This window comes from Zavarzinia aquatilis, from assembly GCF_003173035.1.
Lineage (GTDB): Bacteria > Pseudomonadota > Alphaproteobacteria > Zavarziniales > Zavarziniaceae > Zavarzinia > Zavarzinia aquatilis.
Map to the genome: position 1 here is coordinate 49,378 of NZ_QGLE01000016.1, position 18,306 is coordinate 67,683.

The 18,306-nt window shown below is 67.0% G+C and carries 9 protein-coding genes and 1 pseudogene; 7 read left to right on the plus strand and 3 right to left on the minus strand.

All coding sequences use genetic code 11. From position 1 onward, the window contains the following. Nucleotides 1-68 precede the first annotated feature (68 nt). On the plus strand, nucleotides 69-1,391 hold the full coding sequence (locus tag DKG74_RS19795; RefSeq protein ID WP_109907912.1) for a protease: 1,323 nt from the start codon (nucleotides 69-71) through the stop codon (nucleotides 1,389-1,391). Beyond that, a complete protein-coding gene (locus DKG74_RS19800; protein ID WP_109907913.1) occupies nucleotides 1,388-2,527 on the plus strand; it encodes an MFS transporter in 1,140 nt (379 codons plus the stop codon). The genes DKG74_RS19795 and DKG74_RS19800 overlap by 4 nt, the downstream gene beginning before the upstream one ends. Here DKG74_RS19800 and DKG74_RS21525 read toward each other — a convergent pair. Then, nucleotides 2,503-3,369: a transporter substrate-binding domain-containing protein gene (locus tag DKG74_RS21525; RefSeq protein ID WP_165837771.1), complete on the minus strand. Its 867-nt coding sequence runs from the start codon at nucleotides 3,367-3,369 to the stop codon at nucleotides 2,503-2,505. The two genes, DKG74_RS19800 and DKG74_RS21525, sit on opposite strands and share 25 nt — an antisense overlap. Nucleotides 3,370-3,480: 111 nt before the next feature. Between DKG74_RS21525 and DKG74_RS19805 the strand changes: the two genes are divergently transcribed. Genes DKG74_RS19805 through DKG74_RS19815 form a run of 3 tightly spaced genes read left to right on the plus strand, consistent with a single transcriptional unit; the run spans nucleotide 3,481 to nucleotide 8,083 of the window. After that, nucleotides 3,481-5,031 (plus strand): transporter substrate-binding domain-containing protein, encoded by a 1,551-nt coding sequence (locus DKG74_RS19805; protein WP_165837772.1) that lies wholly within the window; start codon nucleotides 3,481-3,483, stop codon nucleotides 5,029-5,031. Beyond that, complete coding sequence (locus tag DKG74_RS19810) at nucleotides 5,028-6,182, plus strand: ATP-binding protein (protein ID WP_109907915.1); 1,155 nt, start codon at nucleotides 5,028-5,030, stop codon at nucleotides 6,180-6,182. The genes DKG74_RS19805 and DKG74_RS19810 overlap by 4 nt, the downstream gene beginning before the upstream one ends. Then, a complete protein-coding gene (locus DKG74_RS19815; protein WP_109907916.1) occupies nucleotides 6,179-8,083 on the plus strand; it encodes a PP2C family protein-serine/threonine phosphatase in 1,905 nt (634 codons plus the stop codon). The genes DKG74_RS19810 and DKG74_RS19815 overlap by 4 nt, the downstream gene beginning before the upstream one ends. A gap of 2 nt (nucleotides 8,084-8,085) precedes the next feature. Here the strand turns inward: DKG74_RS19815 and DKG74_RS19820 are convergent, their stop codons facing one another. Both DKG74_RS19820 and DKG74_RS19825 read right to left on the minus strand, forming a co-directional pair. Then, entirely contained in the window at nucleotides 8,086-9,156 is a 1,071-nt protein-coding gene (locus DKG74_RS19820; RefSeq protein ID WP_109907917.1) for a helix-turn-helix transcriptional regulator, read from the minus strand. A gap of 193 nt (nucleotides 9,157-9,349) precedes the next feature. After that, nucleotides 9,350-10,804, minus strand: a complete 1,455-nt coding sequence (locus DKG74_RS19825; RefSeq protein ID WP_109907923.1) for a sensor domain-containing diguanylate cyclase — start codon at nucleotides 10,802-10,804, stop codon at nucleotides 9,350-9,352. Nucleotides 10,805-11,569: 765 nt separating this feature from the next. On the opposite strand from DKG74_RS19825, the pseudogene DKG74_RS22360 reads away from it, so the two are divergent. Both DKG74_RS22360 and DKG74_RS19835 read left to right on the plus strand, forming a co-directional pair. Beyond that, nucleotides 11,570-12,282, plus strand: a pseudogene (locus DKG74_RS22360) (IS5 family transposase). A 255-nt stretch (nucleotides 12,283-12,537) separates the two neighbouring features. Continuing rightward, nucleotides 12,538-18,306 (plus strand): pectinesterase family protein (locus tag DKG74_RS19835; protein ID WP_133251640.1); only part of this gene is annotated, 5,769 nt, incomplete at its 3' end.

Sequence of the window (18,306 nt, forward strand, 5' to 3'; positions counted from 1 at the left end):
CCGCGAAAGCACTGGCAGACCGAGGCAGAATGCGCCAATTTGGGTAAAAATAAACCCACGGCGCCTTCATGTTGCAACTTGCCTTTGTTCTGATCGGTCCGCAGGCCTTCCGTTCGCGGTGGTTCGTCATCGTGATCGCGGGCGGCCTGCTCGCCCTCCTTGTGGCGCTGTTGCCGTTCCTCGACCTGTCGTCGGGCCTGCTCGGGCCGGCGCAAATCGTGCTGGGCCTGCTCTTCCTTGGCCACGGCCTGCTGGCCCTGATGGCCATCGCCGAGGCCGGCTTTTCCTCGCGCCGGTTGCTCGACATGGTCAAGGCCGGGGGGTTCCTGCTGCTGGGCGCGCTCCTCCTCCTGCCCGCGCTGTGGAGCCCGCTGGCGCTGGCGCTGCTGTTCGGCGCCGCCTTCACCCTCGACGGGCTGACGCGGGCGGCGACGGCCTTTCTGGTCCGCTTCGCCGGCTGGACCATCGCCGTCGGCTGCGGGGTGCTGGAAATCCTCTTCGCCATCGCCGTCGTCGCCGGCTGGCCCCTGCCCCGGGCCGAGGTGATCCCGCTCGGCGTCGGTCTGCTGCTGGGCCTGACCGCCTGGCTGATGATCCAGCTTGGCCTGATGCTGCGCACCCTCGAGGACGAGGCGGCGATCCTGAACCTGCCGATCTTCGCCGGGCGCGGCTGGTACGAGCACGCGCCCGTTCTGGTGGGCGAGGAGCCGCCGCCTGCGCCCGATCAGCCGCCGATGACCATCCATATCTGGACCCCCATCGGCTCGGCCGAGAAGCCGGAGCGGCTCTTGCTGATCGACCGCTACATCGCCGCGGTGGATGCCAACGGCGAAGTCTCGACAGGGCATTCCGCCCTCGAGGTCGCGCCGGACGTCTACATCAGCCATTACCCGTCGATCGACCTCAAGGCCTCGGCCGGGGCTGCCGTGCTGCACGCCGGCGCGCACAACAACATGGAGGGCAGTTTCCAGCCGTCCTATGCCGCCGAATGCGCCGACTGGTGCGAGGCGGACGCCCATGTCGTCATCCGCCGCTACAGCCCCCGGCGCCTGCGTGCCTTCTGGATCGGCTACCGGCAGGACAGCACCTATAATCTGACCGCCCGCAACTGCTCGACCGTGGTCGCCGCCGCCCTCGACGCCGCGCTGGAAGCGACGCTGGCCTGCCGGCGGCCCTGGCTGGGCCTCGTGAAACTGCTGCTGAACCCCGATCTGTGGGCCGCTTCCTGGGTGCGCAGCCACGCCATTTCCGGCACCTGGACGCCGGGTCTCGTGCTCGATTACGCCCGCGCCCTGTCACGCGTGGTCGACCGGCGCGATATTTCGTGGGGCGACCGGCTGCGGGCGCTGCTGTTCCGTTCATCGCATACCCGCAAGGCCCTGCCGCAATGAACCTCTATTCCCGCGTCGCCGTCATCGCGACGGCGATGATGTTCGGCCTGACCTACTCCTTAAGCACGGCACTGATCGCCCTCGATCTCGCCGCGCGGGGCCTGAGCGAGACGCTGATCGGCGCCAATGTCGCCATGCATGCGGTCGGTGTTCTCGTCACCGCCCTCGTCCTGCCGCGCATCGTCGCCCGTTTCGGGGCGCGCCGCCTCGTCATCGGGGCGCTGCTGCTGGCCGCCCTCGTGTTGATGAGCTTTCCGGCCCTGCCCTTCGTCTGGCTGTGGTTCCCCTTGCGCATCGTGCTCGGCGCCTCGTCGGAAATCCTGTTCGTCCTGTCCGAGACCTGGACCAACAGCCTGAGCACCGAGGAAAGCCGGGCGCGCTGGATGGCGGGCTATACCGCCGCGATTTCCATCGGCTTCGCCGTCGGCCCCGTGATCCTGTCGGTGATCGGCAGCGGCGGTTTCGCGCCCTATGCCGTCGGCGCCCTGATCGCCGTCGCGGCCGCCGGCCTTGTCGCCTCGCCGAAGGTGAGCGCGCCCGTGTTCGACGAACCTTCCGTCGGCAATCCGCTGCATTTCATCCGTCTGGCGCCGGTCGCCATTTCCGCGACCGTGCTCAATGCCGCGATCGAGGTCGCGGGCCTGTCCTTCCTCGCACTCTATGCGGTCTCGCTGGGCTGGGCGGAGGATAACGCCACCCGCCTGATGTCCTGCATGATGATCGGCGCCATCATCCTGCAACTGCCCATCGGCTGGCTGGGCGACAAGCTGGACCGGACGAAGTTCACCGCCGCCCTCGCCTTCCTGTCCATGCTCGGCGCCCTCGCGTGGCCCTTCGCCCTTGCCAGCGAGATCGCGACCTATGCCCTGCTGTTCGTCTGGGGCGGCACTTTCGTCGGCATCTACACGATGATGCTGACCATCGTCGGCAGCCGCTTCAAGGGCGCGGAACTGGTCGGCATCTACGCGACCATGGGGCTGGTCTGGGGCGTGGGCGCGCTGACGGGGCCGCTGCTCGCCGGCTTCGCCATGGAGAATTTCACGCACGGGCTCGCCTATTTCGCGGCGGCGGCCTGCGGCATCTTCTTCCTCGTCGTCCGCTTCGGCCCCGCTCAACGCGCCCAGATATCGGACTGAAGCAGATAATCCCGGGTCGAGCGGTCGAGCGGATAGACCATCACGCCGTCGCGGCCGAACCACTTGTCGTGGATGTCCATGTAACGGCCGCGGTAGTCGGCGAGCCCCTTGGTCAGGCCGATGATGGTCGCGTTGACGAAATCGCGCCAGGCGCTGTCGTCCTGCGGCAGCACGCAGGCCATGGCCTCGTTGCCCAGCGGCTCGGTCCGGGGCAGCAGGACGACGCTGCGCCCCGGCTCCAGCTTGCGCGACAGGCCGAGCAGGATGATGCCGATATTGGCGACCCCCTGCACCTCGCCCCTTGTCAGCGCGCCGAAGGCCGCGTCCATGGTCGGGTAGGATTTCGTGCGGATGCCGGGCAGCGTCTGTTCGAGGATGTCGCCGGTCGTCGTGCCTTCGGCGATGCCAACCAGCATGTCCTTCACCTCGGGCACCGTGCGCAGCGTGTCGCGGAAGGCAAGGACGCGGGTGCCGTCGCGAAAGAACGGGACCGAGAAATCGACGATCTTTTCCCGCTCCCAGGTCGGGGTGGTGATTTCGCACACGATGTCAAGTTCGCCGCCCGCCACCCGCTGCAGGCGGTCGGCCGGGGTGACGACCGACAGATCGACCCACACCGGCCGGCCCAGCCGCGCTTCGGCCGCCGCGCGGATTTCCTCGATCAGGTCGACGGAAAAGCCCACCAGACGGCCATCGTCGCCGGCATAGGCGAAGGGGACGGCATCGGCCCGCGTGCCGGCATGGATGACGCCGCTTTCGCCGATACGCGCCAGGACATCGGCCCGGGCCTGACCGGTCAGGCCGAGGATGGCGAGGAGGGCTATGCCCAAGGGTCTGATCACGCTGAAACCTTCCCTACCGCCCGACGGAAATTGCTGCCAATTTGGGGGATATTTGTTGATAAATTACAGCGATCCTTTTCGCCAGTCCCAAGCCGTTTCCGGAACCCCGCCTTGTCTCGCCTTCTTCCGGCCCTTCTTCTCTGGCTACCCGTCGTGTTCGGCCTCGCCGCGCCGCCGGCGCGGGCCGACACGCTGACGGAAATCCGCGCCCGGGGCGAGCTGATCGCCGGGGTGAAGGCGGATTACGAGCCTTTTGGCTATCGCGGGCCCACGGGCGACATCATCGGTTTTGACGCCGACGTCGCGGCCGACCTTGCCGCCGTCATCGGCGTGCCGGTGCGGCTGGTCGCGGTCACCAGCGCCAACCGGTTGCAGAAACTGGCGGCGGGCGAAGTCGACGTGGTGGTCGCCACCCTGGGCGATACCATCGACCGCCGCCGCCTCGTCCGCATGATCGAGCCCGGTTACTACGGCGGCGGCGCCAGCGTGCTGCTGCCCGGCGACAGTCCGATCCGCGACTGGGCCTCGCTTCGCGGCGTCCCCCTCTGCGCTGTGCAGGGGGCGCTGTGGAACCGCCTCGCCGCCGCCCGCCTGCTGGCCGACATCCGTGCCTTCGGCAACCCGCGCGACGCCGAACTTGCCCTCCGCGACCGCGCCTGCGCCGGCTGGCTCTACGACGAGGCCGCCCTGCAGCACCGGCTGGCCAGCGGCGACTGGCCGGGTTACCGCCTGCTGCCCGCCGATTTCGTCGCGCCCTGGGCGATCGCGGTCGCGGGCGAAGGCCCGCTGGCCCGCCTGTTCGACGAGACCGTGGCCGGCTGGCTGCGCGATGGCCATCTGCTGGCGCTGGAGACGAAGTGGCGCCTGCCCCCTTCCGCCTATCTGCGGGATGCCGGCCGCCTGTGGTCCGCGAAGGACAAGGACGGGCAATGGCGCTGCCGGCGCGAGGGCGAGGCGCCCTGGCCGGCCGAATGCCGCGACCTCAATTTGATCGAGGCGCAGGATCTGCGCGGCATCGGCGCCGCCATCCTGTCCTTGCGTGACGATCTCGGCATCGACCTGACGCCCTTCTACGATCCCTACAGCCGCGACCTGTTCCTCGGCGCGCTGGCGACCACCGCCCTCCTTGCCCTGCTCGTCGTCGCCGGCAGCCTGATCGCCGGCATCTGCGGCGCCGCTGCCCTCCGCCTGCCCCTGATCGGGCCGGTCTTCGGCGGACTGCTGACGGTGCTGCGCATGACGCCGCCGCTGTTGCAGCTCTATCTCGTCTTCTTCGGCCTTGGCGGATTGCTGGCGGCGCAAGGGTTCAGTCTGGGCGCCCTCACCGCCGCGGTGATCGTGCTCTCGCTCTATGCCGGGGCGGCCAATGCGGTGGCGCTGGGCGAGGCCGCGGCGTCCATCGCGCCGGGCGGCGACCGGCGGCGCCGCATCGCGGCGCTGGCCTATCCCGCCGTCATGGGCAGCTGCATCAACATCGTGAAGGCGACGGCGATGGCGAGCGCGATCGCCGTGCCGGAACTCGTCCATGCCAGCACCGCGATCATCACCGATTACGGCAACGGCGGGGTGATGATGAACATCCTGCTCGGCTGCTATGTCGTGCTCGTGCTCGTCGTGGTGCAGGGCTTCAATCTGTTCGAGCGGAAGGTGCTGCGGCGATGAGCGCGGGCGACATCCTCTCCCTCCTCGCGACCTGGACGCCCTATCTCGCCCTCGGCTTCCTGTGGAACATCCTGATTTCCCTGGTGTCCATGGCGATCGGTACGCCGCTGGGCTTCGGTCTCGCCCGCCTGCGCCTGTCGGGCTCGCGCGTCGGGGCCGGGCTGACCGCGGTGGCACGCCTGCCGCCCACCTTCGTGCTGATCTACTATCTCGCCTATGTCCTGCCGACCGAGGTGGTCGTTTCCGGTTACAGCCTTGGCCTGCCCGGCTGGCTGAAGGCGTCCCTCGCCCTGTCGGTCGCGGTCGCCGGTTTCGTCTCGGACAATGCGCTCTCCGCGCTGCGCCACCACCAGCGGGGCGAGCGGGTGGAGGCGCTCTATTTCATTCCGGCCTGGACGACCTATTTCCTGATCATCGTCATGGCGTCCTCCACCGCCTCGGTGATCGGCGTGCCCGAGATCGTCCAGCGCGCCAATACGGTGATCGCCGCCGTGGGTGAGCTTTCGGCGACGCTCTGGGTCTATCTCTATGCCATGCTGTGGTTCCTCGGCTTCTGCTGGCCGCTGGCCCGGCTGATGAGCCTGATCCGCGCCCGCCTCGGGCGCCGCGCCGGCTCGCAGGCCGGGCGCCGGGCGCCCCTGGCCGACCGGGACGGTTTCGCCGAACTCAATCTGATCATCCTGCCGGACGGGGAATTGCCCATGGCCGCCGACATCATTCTGGAAAAGCGCTTCGAGGTCGCCGCCGACCTCGCCGCCATCGCGACCATCCAGACCGCGATCGAAGCCGCGGCGGAAGACGTCCTGCCCCCCGCCGCTACCTTCAAGCTGACCATGGCGGTCGAGGAACTGGTGACCAATGCCGTCGTCCACGGCGGCTGCGGCGACCAGCCCATCGGCGTCGGCATCCTGGTCGATCCGCGCTGCGTGACCGTGGAACTCAGCGACGCGGGCACCGCCTTCGACCCGTTCCGCGAGGCACCGCCGCCCGACCTCGACGCGGCGCTGGAGGACAGGCAGATCGGCGGCCTCGGCATCCATCTCGTCGGGCGCATGGTCGACCGCGCCTATTACCACCGCATCGGCGAGCGGAACCATGTCCGTCTCGTCATGCTGCGGCCGGGCGCCAGCGGCGACGGGATCGCGCCGTGACCCTGACCCGGCGCCTTGTCCTGATGGTGGCGGCCTGCATCGCCCTCGCCATTCTCGCCATCAGCCTCGTCTTCGGCGTGCTCGGCCGGCAGGCCCTGATCGCCCAGGCGGAAGGGCAGGCCCAGGCCGTCGCGCGCATCGTCGCCGAAAGCGCGCGGCTCACCGAAATCTCGCTCGAGGAGATGCGCAATGTCCTCCTCGACGATCTCGCCACCCTCGCCTTCGCCATCGCCAACACGAATGAGTCGGAAGGCAGCGACATCGGCACGCGGCTCGCCGAAATCGTCGCCCGGGGCAATCTCGCGTCGATCTGGCTGGTCGACGGCGATCTTCGCGTCCTCGCCCATTCCATCGGCGATTACGGCGCGGTGATCGAGGGCGAGACCCTGCCCCCCGCCCTGCCCGCCGAAGCCCTCGCCGCCCTGACCAGCGGCCGGCGCTTCAGCCTCGCCTTGGGCGGGCCCCTCGACGGCATTCAATATGTCGGCGTCCGGGTCGCGGGGGGGCGGGCGCTGATCGCCGGCCAGCCGGTCACCGTGCTCGCCCCGGTGCGCGCGGCCAACAGCCTGCCCGTGCTGCTCGCCGCCCTGCTCGACCGCGATGAAATCCAGTCGATCCGGGTGTTCGACGACACGCAAGGCCTGCTGGCGGAGGTCGGCACCGCGCTGCCGCCGGCCGAGGTGAAGGACATCGCCGTGGCGACCATCGCCGGGACCGCGCCCGCCTCTGCCTTGCGGCCCGATCACCTGCTGGTCGCCGCGCCCATCCGCGATACCGCCGGCATCACCATCGGCGCCACGGTGATCGCGCTCTCGACCGCGCGGCTCGACCGGATGCTGGCCGATTACCTGCTCTATGGCGCGGGCGCCGCCGGCCTCGTCTTCGCCATCGGGGTCGCCGCCGCCTCGGTTTTCGCCGGCCGCATCGCCAGGCCCGTCGCCGCCATGACGAGGGCGGCGCGCGAAATCGACGGCCGCAGTTTCGATCCCGCCAGTCTCGACCGCCTCGCCCGGCAAGGCGACGAACTGGGCACCCTCGCCCGGGTGTTCCAGCACATGGCGATCGAGGTTCAGGCGCGCGAGGAACACCTCGAAGCCCTCGTCCGCGCGAGGACGCTCGAACTCGAACAGAAAAACGCCTTGCTCGAAGCCTCGAAACGCCGGGTCGAGGCGGAGCTGGACGCCGCGCGTTCCTTGCAGGCGGCGATCCTGCCCCAGGCCCTGCCTGCCCACCCCTCCTATGCCGGCAAGGCGACCATGGTGCCGGCCAGGGAGCTGGGCGGCGATTTCTACGATTTCTTCGCCATCGACGAGCGCCACCTCGGCATCGTCATCGCCGACGTCTCGGGCAAGGGCGTGCCGGCCGCCTTCTTCATGGCGATCTCGCGTACCGTGCTGCAGTCGAGCGCGCGGGAAAGCCGCTCGGCCGGGGCCTGCCTCGCCGCGGCCAACACGCTTTTGTGCGCGCAGAATCCGATGGACCTCTTCGTCACCACCTTCTACGGCATTCTGGATACCGAGACGGGCGACCTCGCCTATGCCAATGGCGGCCATAATCCGCCGCTGGTCATCCGGCGGGCGGACGGCACGGTGGCGGACCTGCCGCGCACCTCGGGCATGGCGCTTGGCGTGATGCCCGACATGCCCTATGCCGAGAAGCGCCTCCGCCTCGATCCGGGTGACACGCTGTTCCTCTATACCGACGGGATATCGGAAGCGATGGACGGTGAAGGCCGGGAATTCGGCGAAGCCCGCCTGCGCGAGACCCTGGCCGGGACGGAGGCGCGGGCGGTCGACCTCGTGATCGAAGGTGTTACCGCCGCGGTCGGCCATTTCGTCGCCGGGGCCGAACAGTCGGACGACATCACCTGCCTTGTCATCCGTTACATCGGCCCCCGCTGAGATCAGGGGCCCAGATGCAGCCGCTGCAACAGCAGCACCAGTTCCGTCCGCCCCGCAGTCTCGGTCTTGGCATAGATCGCCTTCATCTGGCTGCGAACGGTCTCGCGCGAGGTGCCGGCCCGGGCCACGATCTCCTCCACCGTGGCGCCGGTGGCGGCGATCGTCGCGATTCTGGCTTCGGCCGCGGTCAAGCCGAACATCGACGCGAGCACCGCGGCCGCCACCGTCCGGGTGACCTGTCCTGAGCGGACGATGACGAGGGCAACCGCCGAAACAAAGAGGTCGCGGGCATTGCCCAGCAGCGGCATACAATAGACGATCGCGGGCGCCATTGTCGCGCCGCGACAGGGGATCGGCCGGATATCGGCGAAACGCCGGCCCCGGATGGCCGCCAGGGCCTCCTGAAAACCGCGATGGGTGGCGGCATCGGCAAAGACCAGCTGACCGAAGCGATTACCCACCATGCCGGGCGGCAACCCCTCGAACCGGGTATTGGCGGCGACGCATTTACCTGACGCGGAGACCGCGGCGGCGGGACAGCCAATCTGGTCTAGGACGTCGATGGTCTGTTCGAGACGGGTATATTGCAACCTCATCGACAGGCCGGCCGACCGCTTGAGATGGGGCACCAGGAGCTGCAGGCGGGCGGCGGCTTCCGGACTGAAGGATTCCGCGGTTTCGATGCTGAGGGCGAGCGCGCGGCCCTCGCGATCCTGCATCGCCATCCCGGCGAAACCCAGCAGCCCCCAGGGCCGGCGGAATCCACGCAGGAATTCATTCGACTCGAATTCATGGGGCTGAATGACATCGCGGTCGGTCGTGAACCCCGGGATGCCCTTCGCCCGGATACGGTCCGGCAAGGGATTGAGCGCATCCCAGCCGCCGACGATGAAATCCTCCATGCTCCGGTCGAGGCCCGGCGTGTTCAGGGCGGTCGTCCGCTCGCCCCCGACCGTGAACAAGGTCGCGCCGATCACGCCGGCTTCGGCCGAAAGCCTGTTCAGGATCTTCGACCAGACGTCCGCGTCGAGCGCCGCCTCGTAAATGAGGTCCAGCAAATCATGGTTCTGCATCGCCCCGTTTCCGTCGCTCCGGCAAGGCGCGCCACGGCTGCCGAACCGTCTCCCGGACCCGACTCTATTTCACCCCTTCGCGGACAACCACTTTAAAGAGCAAAAAAATGCACAATGCGCCCATTGTGGAGCAGCATTCCCGATAAATCGCAATGAGGATGTTACGGGAAAGGAAATTCCCGATCGGGCGGCATCACCCGGACACACCAGCGCGATCAGCGTAGAAATCGCGCTTGGCCGCATACATGGCGAGATCCGCGCGGCGCACCACGTCTTCCAGCCGCTCGCCCGCCGCGCCTGTTGCCGCCCCCATCGACAGGCTGAGGTGCATTCCCGGGTAGAACTGGTTGTTCAATTCGGCCATGCGATGGATTTCCTCCATCAGGAGCTTGCCCCCCGCGGCATCGACCCCCGGCATCAGCACGACGAATTCGTCGCCGCCGATGCGGGCGGCGCAGGACGGCTTCTCGACCGCCTTGCCCAGGATTTCGCCGGCGCGGCGCAACAGGGCGTCGCCCACCGCATGGCCCCACTGGTCGTTGGCGGCCTTGAGACCGTTGAGATCGGCGACGATGATCGTGATCGGCCGCAGCGAACTGCGTTCGATCCGGTTCAGTTCGTCGACATAGAACGAGCGGTTGTGCAGCTTGGTCAGCACATCGTGCGTGCCGAGATATTCGAGATAGGTCTCCGCCTTCTTGCGCGCGGTGATGTCGGTCAGCGCCACCTGGACCAGCGACCAGTCGGCCTCATGCCCGGGCAGGACCGAGAACTGCATCAGGACATGGACCGCGTTGCCGTTCAGGGCGTAGTTCACCACCTCGCGCTGCTGGAACAGCTTGCCGTGCCAGAGATCGACCAGCTGCTCGCGGAAGGAGCGCGCCATGTCGTCGCGAAACACCTCGCCGAGGCGGCGCAGCAGGGTCGGCCTGTCCGGCGCCTGGAACATGTCGAGTGTCTGCCGGTTGACGTCGAGCACGCGGATTTCGCTCATGCAGCGCTGGACGAATTCCGGATGCACGTCGGTGAAGACCCGGAAATCCTCGATCCCCCGCTCGCGCAGCTGATCGAGGAGCTTCCTGATCGAGCTGAAATCCTCGACCCAGAGCGAGACCGGCGAATGCTCGAACAGACCTCGGGCATAATTCTCGCTCGCCGCCTGATCGCGCCGCGCGTCCTCGCGCTCGGTCACATCCTCGATCGCGATCAGCACCCGGTCGAGACTGCGCTCGGCCCCGGGCAGCACACGGCCGGTCATCTGGATGTCGATCCGGCGCCCCGCGAGACTGTAATTGACCGAGTTGCTGAAGAACGCCGTCTTCCCTTCCCACAGCGCCGTCAGTTCGGCGACATGACAATCCAGCATGTCGTCACGAAAGACCCGGTCGAGATTGCCGACGAGTTCGGGAAGATCGGCGGCCCCGAACAGCTGCAGCGTGCGCGCATTGACCTTCAGCACCCGGATACTCTCGGCGCAGGCCCGTATCCGCGCAGGGTCCGACCGCAGGAAGACCGGCAGATCGGTCACGCCATCGGCGCGCCAGACCTCGAACAGCGATCGAACCCCACCAAAATCCTCGAGCCACAGGGAAACCGGCGCGAGATCGAACATCTCGTCATCGTCCCCCCCGGCAAGATCAGCTTTCATCGTCCGCATCCGATCGTCAGGTCGAAGCCCGGCGCCTGCAAGGTGCCGCTTCGCCGGGTCGTCCGCACCATCCTTGCAGAGGGCGCGACCTTTCAGGCGAAGGCTTCGGCAGGCTCAAGAACCCGGAGGTTACCACCCGGATCCTCGGGCGATCAACGCGGGACCAACCGGGCACACGAAGGTACAACCGCCGACATGAACGGCGGCGGCATTATCATCCGCGCCGGTAATCGCCGGCACAGATCAAGCTCAAGGCCTCGAAATCGCTCACCGGTCCGAACCGGTGCCCCCTTCGCCCGGTCGCCCCCCGGGATACCGTCGCCAGCGACCTCAAAAAGGCATTTGCCCGCGCCTGACCGCATTCGTCATGCCGTCCGCGCGCCGGAAAATCTGCGATACGGGAACACATCCCCTCAAATCGGCCGGAATATTCTCCCCCCATCACCCGCCCGGGTGATGCGCCGACCGGTTGCGAGGCGGATACCCTTTCTCCGCCAGGGGGCGGTGGGGCAACCGTGCCTTGAACTGGTCAAGTTGTCATAAAAACACATCACACGCAGGGTCTGAACACAAAAATTCATCAACTTCGCCATTGTCATGAAATATCATGACAATAGAGGCGAAGTATTTTTATTTTTCATCATCAATAGCTCTCTCATAAAACTCGAAATTGCCGAATTGTTTCCGTCTAGGCGCTGTTGACAAAAGGGATTCCCAGGCGAGCTGAGGCGTGATTCAACACTGGTCTTTGCGGAGACCAGTGTCATGCGTGGCGACCTGACGGACGAGGAATGGGCGATCATCGGGGGCTTGCTGCCGCCCGAGCGAGGGCGTTGGTCGCGGCCGGCTCAAGACAATCGGCGCTTCCTCAACGGTATGCTCTATGTGTTGCGGGTCGGCTGCCCGTGGCGCGACATGCATGAACGTTATGGCAAATGGAACTCGGTCTACGTCCGTTTCCGCCGCTGGGCCGAGCAAGGCGTATGGGATGCCTTGCTGGAGACGTTGGTCGATCTGGGCCTGACCGACGACTGGCAACACATGATCGACAGCACCACGGTCCGGGGCCACAGTCAGGCCGCTGGCGCAAAAGGGGGACTCATAAGGAAGGTTTTGGTCGAAGCCGCGGCGGCTTTACGAGCAAAATCCACGTCCGCGCGGACGGTCAGGGGCGCCCTCTCGGCTTTGCTCTGACAGGTGGCGAGGTCTCAGATTATCTCGGTGTCGAGCCCCTGATGACCCTGCCCGTGAGCAAGCCTTGCGCACTACTGGCGGACAAGGGTTACGACGGTGACGCCGTCCGTCAGGTTCTGCTTCTTCAGGGTATCCTGCCGGTCATCCCGCCCCGCTCGAACCGGATAGAAACGATCGCCTGCGACTTTCGCCGCTACAGGGACCGAAACCGCATCGAGCGCATGTTCAACCGGCTGAAGCAGTTCCGCCGGATTGCCACGCGAAGCGCATGTTCAACCGGCTGAAGCAGTTCCGCCGGATTGCCACGCGATACGACAAGACCGCCAAATCATTCCTCGGCTTCCTCCACCTTGCCGCCGCGAAGCTATGGCTTCCATCCTTTGTCAACAGAACCTAAAATGGATCAATCCGCCCTTGATGGGCGATACATCCGTCTGTTTGTCTATCCATCGGGGGCGGTTCCGGGCCAATCCATGCACCGATAGGTCATGATGGGCCCGTGATACCGCGATTTTTTGCGATTTTCTCGGTGGGGCATCATGGCGACGATTAAGCTGACGAACGGTACCGACACGGCAGTCGGCCCGAATGGCGAGAGCAATGTGTTCGAGGCAACGCCTGCAACGTTGACTTCGGCCGATACGATCACCGGTGGCGACAGCACCGATCGCATCATCGTCACCGAAGGGGGCATCTTCGCCGATGACGCTTTCGCCCATGTCTCCGGGGTCGAGCGTATTCAGGTCAAGGCCACCGACGGCGCGCACGTCAAGCTGACCTCGGCACTCGTCGCGGGCACGCCCGGGTCATCGACCTTCTCGGTGGATAGCGGCGCGGGCAGCGATTACTTCGACGCGACTGGCGTCAACATCGACCGGCGCATCTCCGTGCGCCTCGGCGCCGGGATCGACACCTATCTGGGCGGCAGCGCGAACGAAGTCCTGGTCGTCGGCAGCGCCGCCGACGTGCAGGGAGACACCTTCTCCGGCGGCCTCGGCAATGACCGGCTCAGCATCGAGAACGGCATCACCCTGACCGCCAGCGACATCGCCGGCATCAGCGGCATCGAGCTGATCTCCCTGACCGAAGGCGGCGACATCACCCTGGGCAACGGTCAGGCCACGTCGAGCAAGCTGACCGTCACCGGCTCGGCCTTCAACGAGACCGTGAATGCCGCGGCGGAAACCGGCGCCGCGATCTCCTTCTCGACCCGGGGCGGCGACGACACGCTGATCGGCGGTCAGAAGAACGACACCTTCATCTTCGACAACACGGCGGGCGAATTGACCGTCGCCGACACGATCGACGGCCAGGGCGGCAACGACACGATCGAGCTGCGCGGCGACGGCGCCGTGGACACGACGGCGCTCGCGGCGGCCACCAGCATCGAGACGATCTATCTGAGCGGCGATGGCCTGAGCCTGACCGTGACCGACGCCCTGCTCGCCGGCAATCCGCTGATCAAGGACGGCGGCGGCAGCAGCACGATCGACGGCAGCGGCGCCAGCGCCAACATGCGGGTCCAGATCGGCGCCGGCGCCGACACGGTCATCGGCGGCAGCGGCAATGACACCGTCATCGTCTCGGGCAGCGGCGCCACGGTCACCGCAGCCGACACGCTGACCGGCGGCGCGGGCGCCAACACGCTGGTGTTCGCCTCGGCCGCGGTGGTCGATGCCGCGGCCTTCGCCGGGGTCTCGCAATTCTCGCGCGTCGACCTGCGCAAGGGCGGCACCATCGAACTGGCCGACGGGATCGCCACCTCTCGCCTCGTCGTCGGCGGCACCGGCGCGGCCGACCACGTCGACGCCTCGGCCGAGACCGACGCGCGCGTGGTGTTCGAGAGCAACGGCGGCGCCGACACCTTCGTCGGCGGCGCGCTGAGCGACGAAGTGCGTATCAAGGATGCCGCCTTCGCCTCGATCGACGGCGGCGGCGACATCTACAACGTCCTGCGCCCGATGACCGATGGCCTCGTCCTCGATTTCACGGAACCGTCGCTGCTCGCCAAAGTGTCGTCGGTCCAGGTCATCAACCTGTCGAGCAGCACGGCCGCGACCCTGTTGCTCGATGCCGCGGCGATCACGAGTCTCGCGGGGAGCGGCAACGCCCTCTACGTCATCGGCGCCGCGGACGACGAAGTGAGCATCGGAGACAGCGGCTGGATCGACCTCGGTCTCGCCACCAACCTGTCGGTCTCGAGCACGACCACCTTCCGGCATTATCAGCTCGGCGGCACGGTCGATCTCTATATCGCCAACACGATTTCCCCGATCATCGCGGCGGCGGCCAACCTCGGGCCGACCGTCGACCTGAACGGCGCCCCCGCCCTCTTCGACTATGTCGAAACCCTGACCACGGGCGCCGGCGCCAATGTCGCGATCGCCGCGGGCGATGCCTTGGTCAACGACCCCAATGTCGCGGGGCCGGCGGCCGCGGTCCAGTCGCTGACGATCGACATCACCAACGGCACGAGCGCCAGCGAAAGTCTGGCCCTGACGGCCTTCGGCACGAGCTACGCCGCCTCGAAGGGGCTGACGGTCAGCTATAACGCCGCCACCTTCGAACTGACGATCAGCGGCACCGCGAGCGAGGCGGACTATACCGAGCTCCTGCAGGAAGTCCGCTACCACAACAGCGAGATCGGCGCGGGCGCCGACTACGGCGACCGCATCATCACGGTCAAGGCGACCGACGGCCTCGGCGTGATCGGCAACACGGCGACGACCACGATCGACCTGACCAACGGCAATGAACAGCCGGTGGTCGATCTCGACACCGCCAACGCGGCTTCCGCCGATTTCGCCGCCGTCGTCACCTCGGGCGATAGCGCCGCCGCGATCACCGGCACGCCGGCCGTGGCAACCAACACCTCGATCACCGACGATGGCCCCATCGAGCGCCTCGAAGTGAGCCTGAGCGTCGCTTCCGGCGCCGCCGACAGCAACCTCGATTTGGGCGAGGCGCTGACCCTCAACCCCGCCTTCGCCTCCCTCGCCGATGCGCTCGGCATCACCATCACGACGACCGGCACGGCGACCAGCTTCTCGATCGTTCTCGAAACGGCGCCGGGCGAAGGCCTGACCCCCAGCGTCTTCTCGGCCTTCCTGAAGGAAATCACCTACGGCAACGCCGACACCAGCTTCGAGTTCAATCCCGAAGACCGCACCGTCACGGTCACGGTGACCGATAACAACGGCGCCAGCACCACCCAGACCACCACGCTCGACCTCAGGGCCGACGTGTACAATATGGGCGTCGCGACCAGCTTCACCGGCGCCAATCTCGACGATTCGATCACCGGCAACGGGACCGCGGAAACCCTGTCGGGCGGTGACGGCGACGATACGCTTTCGGGTGGCGGCGGCGACGACATCCTCGACGGCGGCGCCGGCGAGGATACGCTGATCGGTGGCGCGGGCGTCGACACGGCGACTTATGCCGCGGGGGCGGTGATCGCGCGCGACGCGGGCACCGGCGCCTGGACGGTCACCATCGACGGCGTGACCGAAAGCCTGACCGGCATCGAGCGGGTGACGGTCGGCAGCGATGTCTTCCTGCTCGTCGACAAGACCGGCGTCGATGTCGGCGGCTTCCAGTCCGTCCAGAAGGCGGTCACCGCGGCCGCCGGTGGCGAGACCGTCCTGGTCGCGCCCGGCATCTACAGCGAAACCAGTCTCACGGTCCACGGCACTGCCGGCCTCTACATCAATACCGCCGACCTGACGATCCAGGGCGTGCTGGCCGACGGCTCCTATATCACCGACGGCGCGACGGCCAAGACCGACGGCCCCACGATCATTTCCGGCGCGCAGAACAACTTCGGCGCCAACCATTGGATCGACGTCGGCGGCTCGGGCACCGTGCTCGAAGGCCTGCACCTGCAATCGGGCGCCGCGACCGACAACAAGCTGCTGGAGATCTGGGCCGACGACGTCACCGTCAGCCACTCCTTCATCGACACCATCAGGGCCGACACCAGCCTGTCCAACGCCGGGGCGATCTACATCGACTTCGGCGGCGCGCCGATCAACACCTATCTGATCGACGGCAACGTGCTGAACGAGGGGATCTATGTCGCCAGCGGCACCGGCACCGCCGGCGCGGGCATCGGCGCCACCCAGGTGATCAGCAACAACCTGTTCGAGGGCATGTACGACGAGCTGACCGGCGACGGCCGCTGGGACGCGATCTCGGTCCGGGGCGAGGAACCGGGCATCGGCTGGCAGCTTCTGCCGACCCAGGTCCCGACCATCGAGAACAACACGGTCGCCAGCAACGACGTGCCGTTCCTGTTCCGCATGAGGGAGAAGGAGGCGAGCTACTTCCCCAGCCTGGCCGAAGTCGCCGCCATCGCCGAAGGCTTCCAGGACGCGACCTATGCCTATGTCATCGACGGCACCAGCGGCGGCTGGAAGCTGGTCGACCGCGACCATGGCTCGGGCCCGTTCTTCGCGGGCTATATCGCCAACACCATCGACACGCTGAACCTCGCGCTGGTCGATACGCCCGACGCCTTCTTCGGCGACCAGCAGGCGACGATCGAGAGTGGCGATACCATCGTGGTGGGCAGCGGCGCCGGTCATTCGGTGCAGACCATCGCCGTCGACGACGTCTCGGTGCTGGCGGTCGAGGATTCGGCCGACCTCGACCTGGTGCTGGCCGACGCACTGTCGGACGGCAGCCCGGTGACCGTCACCACGGTGACCCTGGCGGACTATGCCCCGGGCGAAGGCGCCGACGTCGATGTGACCGGCAACGGCTCGGCCAACGTGATCCTGGGCAATTCCGGCGACAACACGCTGGCTGGCGGTGGCGGCGACGACAGTCTCTCGGGTGGTGCCGGCAACGACACGCTGCAGGGCGACGCCGGCACGGACGAGGCGGTCTATGCCGCTGATTACGCCGATGTGTCCATCACCTTCGGGCCGCTCGCGACGACCATCGTGACCCCGGGCGAGGGCACCGACACCCTGAACGGCGTCGAGGCCTACAACTTCAACGGCCAGCGCTACATCTTCGTCGACGACGATGGTGGGGAAGGTGCCTTCAGCACCATTCAGGGCGCGGTCGAAGCAGCCAGGGACGGCGACATCATCGTCATCCGCGACGGCACCTATGCCGAGCAGGTCGAGATCGACGGCAAGACCAATCTGACCCTGATCGGCGAAGGCGACGTCAAGATCGTGGCGCCCGACTCCCTCGTGGAGACCGCGACCTCCTCCACCAGCCGCGCGCTCTACGGCATCGTGACGGTGGAGAACTCGTCGGGCATCACCATCGAGAATGTCGACGTCGACGGTCTCGGCAAGGCCAACCTGGTGGCGGGCGCCGGCAATTACATTGGCGTCGTGTTCCGCAATGCCGACGGCACCCTGACCGACGTCGACATCTCGGGCGCGCGCGATCCCTATCCGGGCGGCACCACCGCCGACGGCCTCCCCGTCGTCTCGGGCAACCAGCGCGGCGTTGGCCTGCAGGTCGACAACGACACGCTGCGCGACTTCACCATGACCGGCGGCTCGATCAGCGACTTCCAGAAGAACGCGACGGTCATCTCAAAGGCCAATCTCGATATCTCCGGCGTCACGATCACGGGTGGCGGCGCGCAGACCGTCAACGCCCAGAACGGCATCCAGGTCCTGAACTCGACCGGCTCGATCACCGGAAACACGATCGAGAAGATCGGCTATGCCGGCCCGCAGGTCATCTATTCCGGCGAAATGCTGCTTTATGGCAACGAGAACCTGTCGGTCACGGGCAACACGATCACCGGCACCAACGACGCGACCGCCGACGCCAAGGTGGTGGGCATCTATGTCTTCGAGACGGGCACGCCCAACAGCGGCGGCGAAATCTCGGGCAACACGATTTCCCATGTCGATATCGGCCTCGCGGTCTATGACGACGTGACCCCGGACTCGATCGCCATCCACGACAATACGATCACCAACATCGACACCACCGATCCCTATGCCGCGGGTGTCGATTTCGAGCCGACGGCAGCCCTGTCGGTGGTGCACGACGTGGAAGGTTCGGCGGGCGCCGACATCCTGTTCGGCGGCGCCGCGGCGGATACGCTGGCCGGCCTCGGCGGCGACGATCTGATCGACGGCCGCGGCGGCGCGGATACGATGTCGGGCGGTGTGGGCGACGACAGCTATGTCGTCGACGATGCCGGCGACACGGTGATCGAGGCGGCGGGCGAAGGCAACGACACGGTCTCGACCAGTGTCACCTACACGCTGGCGGCCGGGCAGGAAATCGAGACCCTGCAGGCGACCGGCACGGGGAACATCGCCCTGACC